This is a genomic window from Pseudomonas sp. FG36 (genome assembly GCF_057809275.1).
This window is the reverse complement of the sequence record NZ_JBMDJQ010000019.1, coordinates 1-14,565: the sequence shown is the minus strand read 5'-3', so window position 1 is coordinate 14,565 and position 14,565 is coordinate 1. Positions and strand designations below refer to the sequence as shown.

Below are 14,565 nucleotides of genomic sequence, written 5' to 3'. Positions count from 1 at the left end.
CGGGCACTCCCAGGCAGGCGATGCGAGCCTGCAGGAGTAGCTTTACCCGCATCAAGGCCAACGCGGAAATGGATCTGACGAAGGAGTGTTGGCATGAAGGACAAACCGGCCAGAGGATCGACACCGGTCCCCGCCACGAGCATGAACGTGCAGAACGCCATCACCGGCCTGCGCGGTCGCGACCTGTTCTCGACCCTGCGCCAGGTCGGCCGGATCGGCCTGCGCAATCCGCTGCACACCGCGCATCACCTGCTGAGCCTGGGTGGCCAGCTGGGGCGCGTGCTGATCGGCGACAGCCCCTACCAGCCCCACCCGAGGGACGCCCGCTTCAGCGACCCGACCTGGAGCCAGAACCCGTTCTACCGCCGCGGCCTGCAGGCCTACCTTGCCTGGCAGAAGCAGACGCGCCTGTGGATCGAGGAAAGCAGCCTGGCCGACGACGACCGCGCACGAGCGCAGTTCCTGTTCAACCTGGTCAGTGACGCCTTCGCCCCTAGCAACTCGCTGCTCAACCCGCTGGCGGTCAAGGAACTGTTCAACACCGGCGGTCTGAGCCTTCTGCGCGGTGTCAGCCACCTGCTCGACGACCTGCGCCACAACGACGGCCTGCCACGGCAGGTGGACGAACGGGCCTTCGAGGTCGGCGGCAACCTGGCCGCCACACCGGGCGCAGTGGTGTTTCGCAACGAACTGCTGGAGCTGATCCAGTACAAGCCCATGAGCGAGAAACAGTACGCCCGACCGCTGCTGGTGGTGCCGCCGCAGATCAACAAGTTCTATATCTTCGACCTGGGCCCGACCAACAGCTTCGTCCAGTACATGCTCAAGCAGGGCCTGCAGGTATTCATGGTCAGCTGGCGCAACCCCGACCCACGCCACCGCGAGTGGGGCCTGTCCAGCTATGTGCAGGCCCTGGAGGAGGCGCTCAACGCTTGTCGCAGCATCAGCGGCAGCCGCGACCCCAACCTGATGGGCGCCTGTGCCGGCGGCCTGACCATGGCCGCGCTGCAGGGCCACCTGCAGGCGAAGAAGCAGCTGCGCAAGGTGCGCAGTGCCACCTACCTGGTGAGCCTGCTCGACAGCCAGTTCGACAGCCCCGCCAGCCTGTTCGCCGACGAGCAGACCATCGAGGCGGCCAAGCGCCGCTCCTACCAGCGCGGCGTGCTGGACGGCGGCGAGGTGGCACGGATCTTCGCCTGGATGCGCCCCAACGACCTGATCTGGAACTATTGGGTCAACAACTACCTGATGGGCAAGACGCCGCCGGCCTTCGACATCCTCTACTGGAACGCCGACAGCACGCGCCTGCCGGCCGCGCTGCACGGCGACCTGCTGGACTTCTTCAAGCTCAACCCGCTGACCTTCCCTGAAGGCCTGGAGGTGTGCGGCACCCCGATCGACCTCACGCAGGTCGGGCTGGACAGCTTCACCGTGGCCGGCAGCAACGACCACATCACCCCCTGGGACGCGGTGTACCGCTCGGCCCTGCTGCTCGGCGGCGACCGACGCTTCATCCTGGCCAACAGCGGTCATATCCAGAGCATCATCAACCCGCCCGGCAACCCCAAGGCCTACTACCTGGAAAACCCCAAGCTCTCCAGCGACCCGCGGGCCTGGTTCCACGACGCCCAACGCCGCGACGGCAGCTGGTGGCCCCTGTGGCTGGAATGGATAGAGCAACGCTCCGGCACGCTCAGGACGCCACGCGACGAGCTGGGCAACACCACCTATCCACCGCTGGGCCCCGCGCCCGGCAGCTACGTACTGGCACGCTGACCGGATGAAGACCCGCGACCGTATCCTCGAATGTGCCTTGCAGCTGTTCAATCGCCAGGGCGAACCCAACGTCTCGACCCTGGAGATCGCCAACGAACTGGGGATCAGCCCAGGCAACCTGTACTACCACTTCCACGGCAAGGAGCCGTTGGTGATCGGCCTGTTCGAGCGTTTCGAAGAGCAATTGATGCCACTGCTCGACCCACCGCTGGACGTACGCCTGGATGCCGAGGACTACTGGCTGTTCCTGCACCTGATCGTCGAACGCATGGCCCAGTACCGTTTCCTGTTCCAGGACCTGTCCAACCTGACCGGGCGCCTGCCCAAGCTGGCGCGGGGCATGCGCAGCCTGATCAACGCCCTCAAGCGCACCCTGGCCGCGCTGCTGGCCAGTCTCAAGGGCCAGGGCCAGGTGACCAGCGAGACCCAGGCACTGGGGCAGTTGGTGGAACAGATCACCCTGACCCTGATGTGCTCGCTTGATTATCAGCGCGTGCTTGGCCGCGAGGGCGATGTCGGCGTGGTCGTGTACCAGGTGATGATGCTGGTGGCGCCGCACCTGCAGGCCCCGGCGCGCATGGCGGCGGAGCAGTTGGCAATGAGGTATCTGGAAGGCTGAAACGATCGCGGGGCAAGCCCGCTGCCACAAGTCCTGTGCAGGCTTCGTGGCAGCGGGCTTGCCCCGCGATCAGTACGACCCGGTATCAGGCCTGGGTGGCCGCGTTCACCGGTGCCGACGGGGTGCTGCTGGCCGGTGCCGCGCTCGGTGCCGGGGCTGCGGTGGCGGCAGGCGCCGGTGCGGCGGGCTTAGCTGCCGCAGGTTTGGCCGGCGCCGCTTTCTTCACGGCCGGTTTCTTGGCGGCTGCCGGTTTGGCAGCGGGCTTGGCCGCTACAGGCTTGGCCGCAGCCTTGACCGCAGGCTTGGCCGCTGCGGTTTTCGCCGCAGGTTTTGCCGCAGCGGTCTTGACCGCAGGCTTGGCAGCCGCCTTGGCCAATGGCTTGGCGGCCGTCTTGCTGGCGCTGGCCTTGGAGATCGGGGTGACCGAGGCACCGGTCAGTTTCTCGATCTGCTTGGTCAGCGAATCGACCTGCTGGTGCAGGGCCTTGATCTCATTGCGGCTGGGCACGCCCAGACGCGAGATGGCGCTGTTCAGGCGCTTGTCGAAGGCTTCCTCCAGCTCGCTCCACTTGCCCAGCGCACGATCCTTCACGCCCGACACTCGCGAGTTGGTCGACGACTTGGCGCTTTCAGCCACGTCTTCGGCGGTTTTCTTCGCCTGCTTCTCGGCCTTCTCGCCGTCCTTCACCAGCGAATCGAACAGCTTCGGACCGTCCTGGTCGACCTTGGAGTAGATACCCAGGCCAGCCAACCAGATCTTGCGGGAGTACTTCTCGATTCCGCCGATCCAGGAGCTGCCTTCTTTCTCGGTGTTCTTCTTGCCAGCCATCCTGCTCTCCTTATGGTTTGTGCGCGACGCGCTCGAGCAGCTCGTGCAGCTGTTCAAGCTTGATGGACAACGCCTCAACGTCATGTTTAGACGGAATGCCGAGGCGATTCAAGGCGCGACCTACACGGGCGTCGAAGGCGCGTTCGATTTTGTCCAGCTGCGCCTCGACCCGGCCGGGCACGCGGGTGACTTCCTGGGTGGCTTCGTCGATCTGGGTATTGGCGGCTTCGACAGCCTTGTCGAGGCGTTTCTTGCCGCGCTTCTCGACGCCTTCGCCGGCTTTCACCAGCTCCTTGAAGTAGTCGGAGCCTTCCTGGCCGACACGGGCGTAGGCACCGATGCCCGCCAGCCAGATCTTGCGGGCGTAGCCGCGCACCTCGCCCAGCGTGCTGCCTTGGGCGTCGTCTTTCTGCTTGAGATTCACTTTGGCCATGCTCTGCACCTCATGCTCATTTAAGGGAGGGAGGAACTGCCCGGGTGGTAGGGCTTGAGCGTGAAGGTAGGCGGAAAAATTAGAATCCTCACCCTAAGAGCAATTGCGAGCTTCAAGTGGCAAGCTGCAAGCAAGAGCAAACCTTTACAAAACCTGCTCTTGCTTGCTGCTTGAAGCTTACAACTTGAGGCTGCTGGCCATCAGGCCAGCGCCTTGTCCAGCGCCCGCTCGATCTCGCCCTTGATGGTGCCGCTCATCATCGACAGCATCATGCCCAGCTTGAGCTCGACGCGGATGGTGTCCTCACCGATATGCACACTGCCGTTGGCGCCGCTGCGTTTCACATCGACGCGATCACCGTTCCAGCTGGCCTTGAGGTCGTATTCGCGGGTCAGCTTGTCCACCAGCGCCTCGGCCTTGGCGCGAGCGGCTTCACGGCCGAGGGAGTGTTTGCGTTCGACGCTGATCTGGGTCATGCGGGTGATCCTGGATATGAAGACATAATCGCCATTATGCCCGCCCCCTTTGCGTGACACACCCCGCCAAGACAAATCCGCCCGTAGCCCCTAGAATGGCCGTAATTTTTTTCTGGTGAAGCGATATGACCGACCAGCGCAAAGGCGACCACGCCGAACCCACCACCCACTTCGGCTACCAGGACGTTCCCGAGAGCCAGAAGGCGAAGAAAGTCGCCGAGGTGTTCCACTCGGTGGCCGCCAAGTACGACCTGATGAACGACGTGCTCTCCGGCGGCATGCACCGCCTGTGGAAGCGCTTCACCATCGAGCTGTCCGGGGTACGCAGCGGCAACCGCGTGCTGGACATTGCCGGCGGTACCGGCGACCTGGCCGCCAAGTTCTCGCGCCTGGTCGGCCCGACCGGGCAGGTGGTGCTGGCCGACATCAACGAATCGATGCTAAAGGTCGGCCGCGACCGCCTGCTCGACCGCGGCGTGTCGGGCAATATCGAATTCGTCCAGGCCGACGCTGAAAAGCTGCCGTTCCCGGACAACCACTTCGACTGCGTGACCATCGCCTTCGGCCTGCGCAACGTGACGCACAAGGATGCGGCCATCCGCTCCATGCTGCGCGTGCTCAAGCCCGGTGGCCGCCTGTTGATCCTGGAATTCTCCAAGCCGACCAACAAGCTGATGTCCAAGGCCTACGACGCCTACTCGTTCGCCTTCATGCCGCTGGCCGGCAAGCTCATCACCAACGATTCGGAAAGCTACCGTTACCTGGCCGAATCGATCCGCATGCACCCCGACCAGGAAACGCTCAAGAGCATGATGGTCGAGGCCGGCTTCGACCGCGTCACCTACCACAACATGACCAGCGGCATCGTCGCCGTGCACCGGGGGATCAAGCCCTGATGCTCCTGGCCGGCCTGCTCGCCAGCGTCGAGCACGGGCTCAACCGTGTCCTGCGCTTGGACAGCACCGCCCTCCCGCGCCTGGCGGCGCTGGAAGGCAAGGTGATCGAGATCGACTGCGTGCAGCCGGCCCTGAAGCTGTTCGTGCTGCCCGACGAGGAAGGCCTGATGCTTGCCGCCCACTGGGAAAGCGAGGTCGACTGCACCCTGCGCGCCCCCGCCGGGCGCCTGGCGCAGCTGGCATTGGCCAAAGACAAGACCGCGGTACTGCACAGCCCCCAGGTCGAGCTGCATGGCGACAGCGCCGTGCTGCTCGACCTGTTCGGCATCCTGCAGGACTTGGAACTGGACTGGGAACACGAGCTGCAGCGTTGGCTGGGGCCGGTCCCCACCGCGCTGATCGCCGGCCACCTGCGCCTGCGCGCGCGCTGGACCCGCCAAGGCCTGGCCCGCTTCGGCGAGAATCTCTCCGAGTACCTGGCCGAGGAATCGCGTACCCTGGTCGGCAAACGCGAAGCCGAAGCGGCATTCAGCGAACTCGATGCGCTGAAGGTCGATATCGAACGCCTTGAGGCACGCCTGCGCCGCCTCGCCCACACTCTTGATACCAGCGATAACGCATGAAGCTGCTCGCCGTCCGCCGTCTGTTGCGCATCCAGCGCGTCGTGATCCGCTACCGCCTCGATGACCTGCTGTTCGAACAACCCCTGCTGCCCTGGTGGCTGGCCAGCCTGCGCCTGCTGATGCCCTGGCGCTGGTTGCCGCGCAAGCCCCTGGAGCTGAGCCGCGGCGCACGCCTGCGCCTGGCGCTGCAGGACCTGGGCCCGATCTTCATCAAGTTCGGCCAGTTGCTCTCCACCCGCCGCGACCTACTGCCCACCGACATCGCCGACGAGCTGATGCTGCTGCAGGACCGCGTGCCACCGTTCGACCCGCAGCACGCCGTGGCGCTGATCGAAGCACAGCTCGGCGCCAAGGTAGGCGAGGTGTTCAGCCGTTTCGACGTCGAGCCGCTGGCCTCGGCTTCGGTGGCCCAGGTACACGCCGCACGCCTGAAGAGCGGCGAGGAGGTGGTGGTCAAGGTGGTGCGCCCGGGCCTGAAACCGGTCATCGCCCAGGACCTGGCCTGGCTGTTCCTGATCGCCAAGGCCGCCGAGCGCGCCTCGGCCGATGCCCGTCGCCTGCACCCGGTGGAAATCGTCGGCGACTACGAAAAGACCATCTACGACGAGCTCGACCTGCTGCGCGAGGCCGCCAACGCCAGCCAGCTGCGGCGCAACTTCGAAGGCTCCGAGCTGATGTACGTGCCCCAGGTCTACTGGGACTTCTGCCGGCCCAAGGTACTGGTGATGGAGCGCATCTACGGCGTGCCGGTCACCGACATGGCGACGCTGGCCGACCAGCGCACCGACATGAAGATGCTGGCCGAGCGCGGCGTCGAGGTGTTCTTCACCCAGGTGTTCCGCGACAGCTTCTTCCACGCCGACATGCACCCGGGCAATATCTTCGTCAGCACGGTCAAGCCGTGGAGCCCGCAATACATCGCCATCGACTGCGGTATCGTCGGCAGCCTCACCGCCGAGGACCAGGACTACCTGGCCCGCAACCTGATCGCCTTCTTCAAGCGCGACTACCGCCGCGTGGCCCAGCTACACATCGATTCGGGCTGGGTACCGGCGCAGACCAAGGTCAACGAGTTCGAAGCGGCGATCCGCACGGTGTGCGAGCCGATCTTCGAAAAACCGCTCAAGGATATCTCCTTCGGCCAGGTGCTGATGCGTCTGTTCCAGACGGCTCGGCGCTTCAACATGGAAGTCCAGCCACAACTGGTGCTGCTGCAGAAGACCCTGCTCAATATCGAAGGCCTGGGCCGCCAACTCTACCCCGACCTGGACCTATGGAGCACCGCCAAGCCCTTCCTCGAGCGCTGGATGCGCGAGCGCATGAGCCCGAAGGCGGTAATCGGCAACCTCTACAGCCAGGCCGAGCAACTGCCGCACCTGGCCGACATGACCCGCGATCTGCTCGAACGCCTGTCGCAACCGCACCTGCACGACCCGCAACTGCCCGAGCGGCGCCGCGCCGGCGACAACTGGGCGCTGCGTCTGCTCGGTGCTGGCCTGCTCGGCGGTGGCGCCACCCTGGCGGCCGGCGCGGTCAGCCTCAGCGCCCCGGCCGCCTGGCCCGCGTGGTTGATGCTGGCAGCGGGCCTGTACCTGATCGTGCGCCGATAGCCAGCCGCGCCGCCGGCTGGCACACTAGCGCACAGGGGCCCGGTACGGGAGCGGGCCCGGTTTGGAGTCGACGATGAAAGACTGGCTGGACGAGATCAAGTGGAACAGCGATGGCCTGGTACCGGCGATCGCCCAGGACCACAAGACCGGGCGCGTGCTGATGATGGCCTGGATGAACCGTGAATCCCTCGCCCTGACCGCCGCCGAGCATCGCGCCATCTATTGGTCGCGCTCGCGGGGCAAGCTGTGGCGCAAAGGCGAAGAGTCGGGCCATGTGCAGAAGCTGCACGAAATGCGCCTGGACTGCGACGCTGACGTGATCATCCTGATGGTCGAGCAACTGGGCCATATCGCCTGCCATACCGGCCGCGAAAGCTGCTTCTATCGCGTGTTCGAAGACGGCCAGTGGAAAATCGTCGATCCGGTCCTCAAGGATCCGGACGCCATCTATAGCGCAGGGCATTGACATGAGCGACACGCTAGACCGCCTCGCCGAGGTGCTGGAAGAACGCAAGCACGCGGCGCCCGACAGCAGCTACGTGGCCAGCCTGCATCACAAGGGCCTGAACAAGATCCTCGAGAAGCTCGGCGAAGAGTCCATCGAGACCATCCTTGCCGCCAAGGATGCCGCCGTCAGCAAGGATTACAGCGATGTCATCTACGAGACCGCAGACCTGTGGTTTCATAGCCTGGTCATGCTCAGCGCGCTGGGCCAGCATCCGCAGGCAGTGCTCGACGAACTGGAGCGCCGCTTCGGCCTTTCCGGCCATGACGAGAAGGCCGCCCGTCAGCCCCAGGCCTGACCGCGCATATTTACAGGAACGGGCTTGCCCCGCGATAGCGCCGGTTCCGGCTGACATACATTTTTCAGGAGTACGAAATGGGTATTTTTGACTGGAAACACTGGATCGTCCTGCTGGTCGTCGTGGTGCTGGTGTTCGGCACCAAGAAACTGAAGAACTTCGGCAGCGACCTGGGCGAATCGATCAAGGGCTTCCGCAAGGCCATGAACGAAGAAGAAGCCAAGCCGGCCGAGCAGACCCCGCCGCCGGCGCAACCTGTTCCGCCGGTACAGAACACCGCGCAGCAGGCCCAGGGCCATACCATCGAAGGCCAGGCCCAGCCGGTTCAAGAGCCGCAGCGGAAAGACTGACCCATGTTCGGTATCAGTTTCAGCGAGCTGCTGCTCGTCGGCCTGGTCGCCCTGCTGGTGCTCGGCCCCGAGCGCCTGCCGGGGGCCGCACGCACTGCCGGGCTATGGATCGGTCGCCTCAAGCGCAGCTTCAACGCGATCAAGATGGAGGTCGAGCGCGAGATCGGCGCCGATGACATCCGCCGCCAGCTGCACAACGAGCACATCCTGCAGATGGAGCAAGAGGCCAAGCGCATCCTCAATCCGCTGACGCCGCCCACACAGCCGCCGGCAAACGCTGAAACGCCTGCCGCACCTGCCGCCGACGCAGCGCCCGCGCAGCCGGCCGCAGCCCCACCCTCCGAACCGCCACAACCGCCGCGAGCCCCATGAGCGAGAATCCGGAAACCGACCAGCCGATGCCGCTGGTCTCGCACCTGACCGAGCTGCGCACCCGCCTGCTGCGCTGCGTCGCCGCCATCTTCCTGATCTTCGCCGGGCTGTTCTCCTTCGCCCAGCAGATCTACACCCTGGTCTCGGCACCGCTGCGCGAGCACTTGCCAGCCAACGCGACAATGATCGCCACCGACGTGGCCTCGCCGTTCCTGACGCCGTTCAAGTTGACCATGATCGTCTCGCTGTTCCTGGCGATCCCGTTCATCCTCCAGCAGATCTGGGGTTTCATTGCCCCAGGCCTCTACCGCCATGAAAAGCGCATCGCCATCCCGCTGTTGGTGTCGAGCATCTTCCTGTTCTACGCCGGCATGGCCTTCGCCTATTTCCTGGTGTTCCCGCTGATCTTCGGCTTCTTCGCCAGCGCCACACCCGAAGGCGTGTCGATGATGACCGACATTTCCAGCTACCTCGACTTCGTCATGACCCTGTTCTTCGCCTTCGGGGTCGCCTTCGAAATCCCCGTGGCGGTAGTGCTGCTGGTGTGGATTGGCGTGGTCGACGTGCAGTACCTGAAAAAGATCCGCCCGTACGTGATCATCGGCTGCTTCGTGGTCGGCATGATCCTCACCCCGCCGGACATCTTCTCCCAGACCCTGCTGGCCGTGCCGATGTGGATGCTGTTCGAGGTCGGCGTGCTGTGCGGCAGCCTGATCCGCAAGCGCAGCCACGCCCATGAAGAAACCGGCAACGACCACAACGACCAGCCGCCTGCGACCCAACCGTGAACCTGTTGCTCCTTGAAGAGGCCGACTTCGTGTCGGCCGACCGTGTTGTCCTGGCTGATCGCCGCTTCACCCACATGCAGGAGATCCATCGCGTGGCGGTGGGCGACAGCCTGCGCGTCGGGCGCATCGGCGGGCTGATGGGCAAGGCCGAGGTCATCCGCCTCGAAGGCCACGAAGCCGAACTGCGGGTGGCCTTCGACCAGCCCCCGCCGGCCAAACTGCCACTGACCCTGGTGCTGGCCGTGCCACGGCCGAAGATGCTGCGCCGGCTGTTCCAGACGGTCGCCACCCTGGGCGTGCCACGGCTGATCCTGGTCAACAGCTACAAGGTCGAGAAGAGCTTCTGGCAGACGCCGTTCCTCCAGCCCGAGACCATCCGCGAAAACTTCATTCTCGGTCTGGAGCAAGCCCGTGACACGGTGCTACCGGAGGTGATCATCGAGAAGCGCTTCAAGCCCTTCGTCGAAGACCGCCTGCCCGCCATCGCCGAAGGCACCCTGGGCCTGGTCGGCCACCCTGGTCCCTACCCTGCCTGCCCCCGCGCGGTGGAAGGCGCGGTAACCCTGGCAATAGGCCCCGAAGGCGGCTGGATTCCCTACGAGGTCGAGCTGCTCGGCAAGGCCGGCCTGGCCCCCGTACAGCTGGGCGATCGCATCCTGCGGGTGGAAACGGCGGTGACAGCCCTGCTCTCGCGAATTTTCTGACACGCGAGTCAAGTTTTTACCATCAAGTTTCCCCGCCCCTCGCCGATGGCCTGTGCAACAGAACAATAATCCGCACTGCCACGCGCCGGGGAGTCGTCTATGTACCGTTGGTTTGCCCAATCACTGGGAAATGTAAGCGTCAATCGCAAGTTGGGGATCGGCTTCGGCCTGGTGTTGCTGCTCACCCTCGGCATCACCTTCACCGGTTGGCTAGGCATCGACAGCGTCACCAGCCGTGGCGACAAGCTCGGCAACATCTCGGTGATCCACCAGTACACTCAGGACCTGCGTCTCGCCCGCCTGGCCTACGAACGCAGCCGTGATGACGCCTCCGTGGCCGAGCTGGAAAAGGCCCTGGCCAATCTCGAGCGCCAGGTGCAGTTCATGCTCGGGCAGATCGAAATCCCCGCCGACCGCCAGCGCCTGGACAAGCAACAGGACGCCGTACGCCAGTACCAGCAAGCCTTCGCCGAGCTCAGGCAGGCCGGTCAGCGCCGCGAGGCCAGCCGGGGTACCCTGGGCGACAGCGCCGACAAGGCTGCCGAACTGATCGGCAAGGTCCAGCAGCGCCTGCTGCAGGGCGGCGATATCCAGCAGTACCAGGAGGCGGTGCAAGTCGCGGCCCTGCTGCAGCAGGCACGCTTCCAGGTGCGTGGCTACACCTATAGCGGCAAGGCCGAATTCCAGCAGACCGCGCTCACTGCCATCGACCAGGCCCTGACCGTGCTCAAGGCCCTGCCCGCCAGGCTCCCGGCCGAGTTCGCCGCCAGCCTGGACGATGCCGCCAGTGCGCTGGCCGCCTACCGCGACGCGGTGAACCAGTTCGGCAATGCCCAGGCCGCCAGCGAGCAAGCGTTGACGCGCATGTCCGCACAGGGCCAGGTGCTGCTGGACGCCAGCCAGGCAATGACCGTTTCGCAAACTACCGTGCGCGACCAGGGCACCCAGCAGGCCAAGACCCTGCTGGCCGGTGCCACGGCGCTGGCCTTGCTGCTGGGCGTGCTCGCCGCGTTCGCCATTACCCGACAGATCATCGTGCCCCTGCGCCAGACCCTCGCCGCCGCAGAGCGCGTGGCCGGTGGCGACCTGCGCCAGGACCTCAAGGCCGACCGGCGCGACGAACTGGGCCAGTTGCAGGCCAGCATGCAGCGCATGACCCAAAGCCTGCGCGAACTGATCGGCGGCATCGGCGACGGCGTGACGCAAATCGCCAGTGCTGCCGAGGAACTGTCGGCGGTCACCGAGCAGACCAGCGCCGGGGTCAACAACCAGAAGGTCGAGACCGACCAGGTCGCCACCGCCATGAACGAGATGGCCGCCACCGTCCAGGAAGTGGCGCGCAACGCCGAACAGGCCTCGGAAGCGGCGCTGATGGCCGACCAGCAGGCCCGCGAAGGTGACAAGGTGGTGGGCGAGGCAATCAGCCAGATCGAGCGCCTGGCCAGCGAAGTGGTCAACTCCAGCGAAGCGATGAACCAGCTAAAGGCCGAGAGCGACAAGATCGGCAGTGTGCTCGATGTGATCAAGTCGGTGGCCCAGCAGACCAACCTGCTGGCTCTCAACGCCGCCATCGAGGCGGCCCGTGCCGGCGAGGCAGGCCGCGGCTTCGCCGTGGTCGCCGACGAAGTGCGCAGCCTGGCCCAGCGCACCCAGCAGTCCACCGAAGAGATCGAGGAACTGATTGCCAGCCTGCAGAACGGCACCGAGCGCGTGGCCGGTGTCATGGACAGCAGCCGCGCCCTCACCGACAGCAGCGTGGAACTGACGCGCCGCGCCGGTGATTCGCTGGGCACCATCACCCGCACTGTGTCGTCGATCCAGTCGATGAACCAGCAGATCGCCACAGCCGCCGAGCAACAGAGCGCCGTGGCCGAGGAGATCAACCGCAGCGTGATGAACGTGCGCGATATCTCCGACCAGACCTCCGCGGCCAGCGAGGAGACGGCAAGCTCCAGCGTCGAGTTGGCGCGCCTGGGGACCCACCTGCAGGGTCTGGTAGGACGTTTCAGGCTCTAGACCGCGGCTTACGGGCTGTAGGCTTTGCCCTTCAGCCCGTAAGGACTTTTCCTACCCTATTTACAGGTCCAGTCCGACGGACTCCCTGCCGATGAGCAAGGGTCATAGCGGCAACATACCGCTATGGCCATTTCTCAATTGGACGGAGACCTGCCATGTTCGGATACCTTGACCGCCAGATCGGCAACCTTGGCGTCGGGCTCAAGCTCGCCCTGGGCTTCACCGTGGTGCTGCTGCTCACCCTGGCCACCACGCTCAGCGGCTGGCGCGCCCTGGACGGCGCCATCCAGCGCTCGGAGCAGCTCAGCGACATCGGCCAACTCAACGACCTGACCCGTGACCTGCGCGCCGAGCGCATCACCTACCGGGTACTCGCCGACGACGTCAGCAAGACCCGCATCGCAACCATCCTGGAGCAGTTGCACGAACGCCTGACCCTGCTGCAACAACGCAGCGGCGTCGACTCGTCGCGGCAGATGCTGAACCAGAAACTGCAGCTGCTGCAGCGCCTGAAGGCCGATTTCGCCATCCTGCAAGGTACCGTGGACAGCCGCGAAAGCTTGCGTGCGGCAATGCAGGCGCAGGCTGGCGTGCTCGAAGCCGTGATCGACGAGCTGCAGACCCAGGCCTTGCTGAAGCTGCCGGGCGACGGACAGCAGGGCAGCGTGGTCGGCCTCATGGATACCCTGGGCCGCCATATCGAGTCTGCCAGCCAGCAAAGCCAGGTGCCGGCCTATACCTACTCGCCCCAGGACAGTTTCGCCAGCATGGGCGATGCCGCGCTGCAGGCGGCGAACGTCAGCCTGGGGCAATTGCTGCGGGCCATTGCACCACTGGAACTGCCCGCCACATTGATCCAGCGGCCACAGGTGGAATTGGACCGCTATCGCGACACCCTGCGCCAATACCGCGAGGCCGCGCTCAAGGTTGAGCAACTGCAGGACGGCATGGAGAAAATGGGCGACGAACTGCAGGCCGTGAGCCGAGAACTGAGCGAGCGCAAGGTCGAGCAGCGCGACAACGAGGCCTTGGCCGACCGTTCGTTGCTGACCAGCGTGGCCGTGTTGGCGCTGGTGTTCGGCATCCTGGCCGCCTGGCTGATTACCCGGCAGGTCACCCAACCCCTGCGCCAAGTGCTGGCCCAGGCCGCGCGCATCGCCCGTGGCGACCTCAGCCAGGTACAGACGGTGCACCGCCGTGACGAGATGGGCCAGCTGCAAACCAGCATGCGCGAGATGACCTTGAGCCTGCGCGAGCTGCTCGGCGGCATCGATCAGGGCGTCGGCCAGTTGTCCAAGGCAGCGGCAGAGCTGGCCTGCGCCAGTGTGGATACGCGCGAGCGCATCAGCCAGCAGCGCGAAGAGACCGATCAGGTGGCCACGGCCATGAACCAGATGAGCGCCACGGTACAGGAAGTCGCGCAGAACGCCGAACAGGCCTCGCTGGCGGCAACCACCGCCGATCATCAAGCACAACTGGGCGACCAGGTGGTGGCCGAGGCTATCGCCCGCATCGAGCAACTGGCAAGCCAGATGGACCGCTGCCTCACCGCCATGGGCCACCTGGCCGGTGAAAGCCAGCGCATCGGTTCGATTCTAGATGTGATCAAGTCGGTTTCCGAGCAGACCAACCTCCTGGCGCTCAACGCCGCCATCGAGGCAGCCCGGGCGGGGGAAGCAGGACGGGGCTTCGCCGTGGTGGCCGACGAAGTGCGCGGCCTGGCCCAACGCACGCAACAGTCGACCGAGGAAATCGAGCTGCTGATCGACAGCCTGCACCGTGGTACCGACGAAGTCACCGGTCTGCTCGACGACAGCAAGAGCCTGACCGGGCAGAGTGTCGAGCTCAGCCGCAAGGCGGGTGCCGCGCTGGGGCAAATCACCGAAACGGTATCGAGCATCCAGGGCATGAACCAACAGATCGCCACAGCCAGCGAGCAGCAGAGCGTGGTTGCCGAGCAGATCAACCGCAGCGTGATCAATGTGCGCGATGTGTCGGACCAGACCAGTGCGGCCAGTGAGCAGACGGCGGTTTCGAGCGGGGAACTGGAGCACTTGGGGCAGCAGTTGCGGGGCATGGTGGGGCGGTTCAGCCTTTAGGCCTTCCGGCCGTGCGTTCAAATCCCCAGCCCCGGGCCTAGGCTTTGGCTTTGCTTTGCTTTGCTTTGGCGATCAGAAGGTTCCCCCAAAGCCCACTAGCGACAGCTGCGCCAGCCCAGGCGCCGCCCGTAACTTCGCGACTTCAGGAGGCCGAACGCAGGTCTTGCGGAG

The 14,565-nt window shown here is 65.1% G+C and carries 16 protein-coding genes and 1 pseudogene; 14 read left to right on the top strand and 3 right to left on the bottom strand.

Translation table 11 applies throughout. The features are described from left to right. Window positions 1-93 precede the first annotated feature (93 nt). Together phaC and ACODS9_RS16025 are read left to right on the top strand one after the other, a co-directional pair. Window positions 94-1,776, top strand: a complete 1,683-nt coding sequence (gene phaC, locus ACODS9_RS16030) for a class II poly(R)-hydroxyalkanoic acid synthase (protein WP_401108898.1) — start codon at window positions 94-96, stop codon at window positions 1,774-1,776. A gap of 4 nt (window positions 1,777-1,780) precedes the next feature. Further along, window positions 1,781-2,395, top strand: coding sequence for a TetR/AcrR family transcriptional regulator (locus ACODS9_RS16025; protein WP_046853913.1), 615 nt, complete (start codon window positions 1,781-1,783; stop codon window positions 2,393-2,395). A gap of 85 nt (window positions 2,396-2,480) precedes the next feature. Here ACODS9_RS16025 and ACODS9_RS16020 read toward each other — a convergent pair whose 3' ends face one another. From ACODS9_RS16020 to ACODS9_RS16010, 3 genes are all read right to left on the bottom strand, one after another. Further along, window positions 2,481-3,224 carry a phasin family protein gene (locus ACODS9_RS16020; RefSeq protein WP_489094268.1) on the bottom strand — a complete coding sequence of 248 codons (744 nt, stop codon included), beginning with the start codon at window positions 3,222-3,224 and terminating at the stop codon, window positions 2,481-2,483. Between the two features lie 10 nt (window positions 3,225-3,234). After that, on the bottom strand, window positions 3,235-3,657 hold the full coding sequence (locus tag ACODS9_RS16015) for a phasin family protein (protein WP_023632554.1): 423 nt from the start codon (window positions 3,655-3,657) through the stop codon (window positions 3,235-3,237). 200 nt (window positions 3,658-3,857) lie between these two features. Further along, the gene (locus ACODS9_RS16010) at window positions 3,858-4,133 is read right to left on the bottom strand and encodes a polyhydroxyalkanoic acid system family protein (protein WP_401108893.1); all 276 of its coding nucleotides are present in this window, start codon (window positions 4,131-4,133) and stop codon (window positions 3,858-3,860) included. A gap of 125 nt (window positions 4,134-4,258) precedes the next feature. Here ACODS9_RS16010 and ubiE point away from each other — a divergent pair, with 125 nt between their 5' ends. From ubiE to ACODS9_RS15950, 12 genes and pseudogenes are all read left to right on the top strand, one after another. After that, window positions 4,259-5,029 (top strand): bifunctional demethylmenaquinone methyltransferase/2-methoxy-6-polyprenyl-1,4-benzoquinol methylase UbiE, encoded by a 771-nt coding sequence (gene ubiE / locus ACODS9_RS16005; protein WP_023632556.1) that lies wholly within the window; start codon window positions 4,259-4,261, stop codon window positions 5,027-5,029. Beyond that, window positions 5,029-5,652: a ubiquinone biosynthesis accessory factor UbiJ gene (locus tag ACODS9_RS16000; RefSeq protein ID WP_038706930.1), complete on the top strand. Its 624-nt coding sequence runs from the start codon at window positions 5,029-5,031 to the stop codon at window positions 5,650-5,652. The genes ubiE and ACODS9_RS16000 overlap by 1 nt, the downstream gene beginning before the upstream one ends. Then, window positions 5,649-7,262, top strand: a complete 1,614-nt coding sequence (ubiB, locus tag ACODS9_RS15995; protein ID WP_038706931.1) for a ubiquinone biosynthesis regulatory protein kinase UbiB — start codon at window positions 5,649-5,651, stop codon at window positions 7,260-7,262. The genes ACODS9_RS16000 and ubiB overlap by 4 nt, the downstream gene beginning before the upstream one ends. Window positions 7,263-7,335: 73 nt before the next feature. After that, window positions 7,336-7,728, top strand: a complete 393-nt coding sequence (gene hisI, locus ACODS9_RS15990) for a phosphoribosyl-AMP cyclohydrolase (protein ID WP_023632585.1) — start codon at window positions 7,336-7,338, stop codon at window positions 7,726-7,728. Window position 7,729: 1 nt separating this feature from the next. After that, window positions 7,730-8,065, top strand: a complete 336-nt coding sequence (locus ACODS9_RS15985) for a phosphoribosyl-ATP diphosphatase (RefSeq protein WP_139674022.1) — start codon at window positions 7,730-7,732, stop codon at window positions 8,063-8,065. 77 nt (window positions 8,066-8,142) lie between these two features. Continuing rightward, complete coding sequence (locus tag ACODS9_RS15980) at window positions 8,143-8,415, top strand: twin-arginine translocase TatA/TatE family subunit (protein WP_046853910.1); 273 nt, start codon at window positions 8,143-8,145, stop codon at window positions 8,413-8,415. A gap of 3 nt (window positions 8,416-8,418) precedes the next feature. Next, entirely contained in the window at window positions 8,419-8,787 is a 369-nt protein-coding gene (tatB, locus tag ACODS9_RS15975) for a Sec-independent protein translocase protein TatB (protein ID WP_401108887.1), read from the top strand. After that, window positions 8,784-9,575, top strand: a complete 792-nt coding sequence (gene tatC, locus ACODS9_RS15970) for a twin-arginine translocase subunit TatC (protein ID WP_023632588.1) — start codon at window positions 8,784-8,786, stop codon at window positions 9,573-9,575. The genes tatB and tatC overlap by 4 nt, the downstream gene beginning before the upstream one ends. After that, window positions 9,572-10,279, top strand: a complete 708-nt coding sequence (locus ACODS9_RS15965; protein ID WP_489094267.1) for a 16S rRNA (uracil(1498)-N(3))-methyltransferase — start codon at window positions 9,572-9,574, stop codon at window positions 10,277-10,279. The genes tatC and ACODS9_RS15965 overlap by 4 nt, the downstream gene beginning before the upstream one ends. 99 nt (window positions 10,280-10,378) lie before the next feature. Next, window positions 10,379-11,440: pseudogene (locus ACODS9_RS15960) on the top strand (methyl-accepting chemotaxis protein); the annotation flags it as partial. Further along, entirely contained in the window at window positions 11,423-12,295 is an 873-nt protein-coding gene (locus ACODS9_RS15955; protein ID WP_404940931.1) for a methyl-accepting chemotaxis protein, read from the top strand. The pseudogene ACODS9_RS15960 and the gene ACODS9_RS15955, both read left to right, overlap by 18 nt. A 155-nt stretch (window positions 12,296-12,450) precedes the next feature. Continuing rightward, complete coding sequence (locus ACODS9_RS15950) at window positions 12,451-14,394, top strand: methyl-accepting chemotaxis protein (protein ID WP_489094266.1); 1,944 nt, start codon at window positions 12,451-12,453, stop codon at window positions 14,392-14,394. Window positions 14,395-14,565 lie beyond the last annotated feature (171 nt).

Bases quoted from the DNA above. Each gene is read 5' to 3' on its own strand.
- tatC (WP_023632588.1), top strand. From the start codon at position 8,784: ATGAGCGAGAATCCGGAAACCGACCAGCCGATGCCGCTGGTCTCGCAC.
- ACODS9_RS15950 (WP_489094266.1), top strand. From the start codon at position 12,451: ATGTTCGGATACCTTGACCGCCAGATCGGCAACCTTGGCGTCGGGCTC.
- ACODS9_RS16020 (WP_489094268.1), bottom strand. From the start codon at position 3,224: ATGGCTGGCAAGAAGAACACCGAGAAAGAAGGCAGCTCCTGGATCGGC.
- ACODS9_RS16010 (WP_401108893.1), bottom strand. From the start codon at position 4,133: ATGACCCAGATCAGCGTCGAACGCAAACACTCCCTCGGCCGTGAAGCC.
- ACODS9_RS16025 (WP_046853913.1), top strand. From the start codon at position 1,781: ATGAAGACCCGCGACCGTATCCTCGAATGTGCCTTGCAGCTGTTCAAT.
- ACODS9_RS15985 (WP_139674022.1), top strand. From the start codon at position 7,730: ATGAGCGACACGCTAGACCGCCTCGCCGAGGTGCTGGAAGAACGCAAG.
- ACODS9_RS16000 (WP_038706930.1), top strand. From the start codon at position 5,029: ATGCTCCTGGCCGGCCTGCTCGCCAGCGTCGAGCACGGGCTCAACCGT.
- hisI (WP_023632585.1), top strand. From the start codon at position 7,336: ATGAAAGACTGGCTGGACGAGATCAAGTGGAACAGCGATGGCCTGGTA.
- ACODS9_RS15955 (WP_404940931.1), top strand. From the start codon at position 11,423: ATGCAGCGCATGACCCAAAGCCTGCGCGAACTGATCGGCGGCATCGGC.
- tatB (WP_401108887.1), top strand. From the start codon at position 8,419: ATGTTCGGTATCAGTTTCAGCGAGCTGCTGCTCGTCGGCCTGGTCGCC.
- ubiB (WP_038706931.1), top strand. From the start codon at position 5,649: ATGAAGCTGCTCGCCGTCCGCCGTCTGTTGCGCATCCAGCGCGTCGTG.
- ACODS9_RS15980 (WP_046853910.1), top strand. From the start codon at position 8,143: ATGGGTATTTTTGACTGGAAACACTGGATCGTCCTGCTGGTCGTCGTG.
- phaC (WP_401108898.1), top strand. From the start codon at position 94: ATGAAGGACAAACCGGCCAGAGGATCGACACCGGTCCCCGCCACGAGC.
- ACODS9_RS16015 (WP_023632554.1), bottom strand. From the start codon at position 3,657: ATGGCCAAAGTGAATCTCAAGCAGAAAGACGACGCCCAAGGCAGCACG.
- ubiE (WP_023632556.1), top strand. From the start codon at position 4,259: ATGACCGACCAGCGCAAAGGCGACCACGCCGAACCCACCACCCACTTC.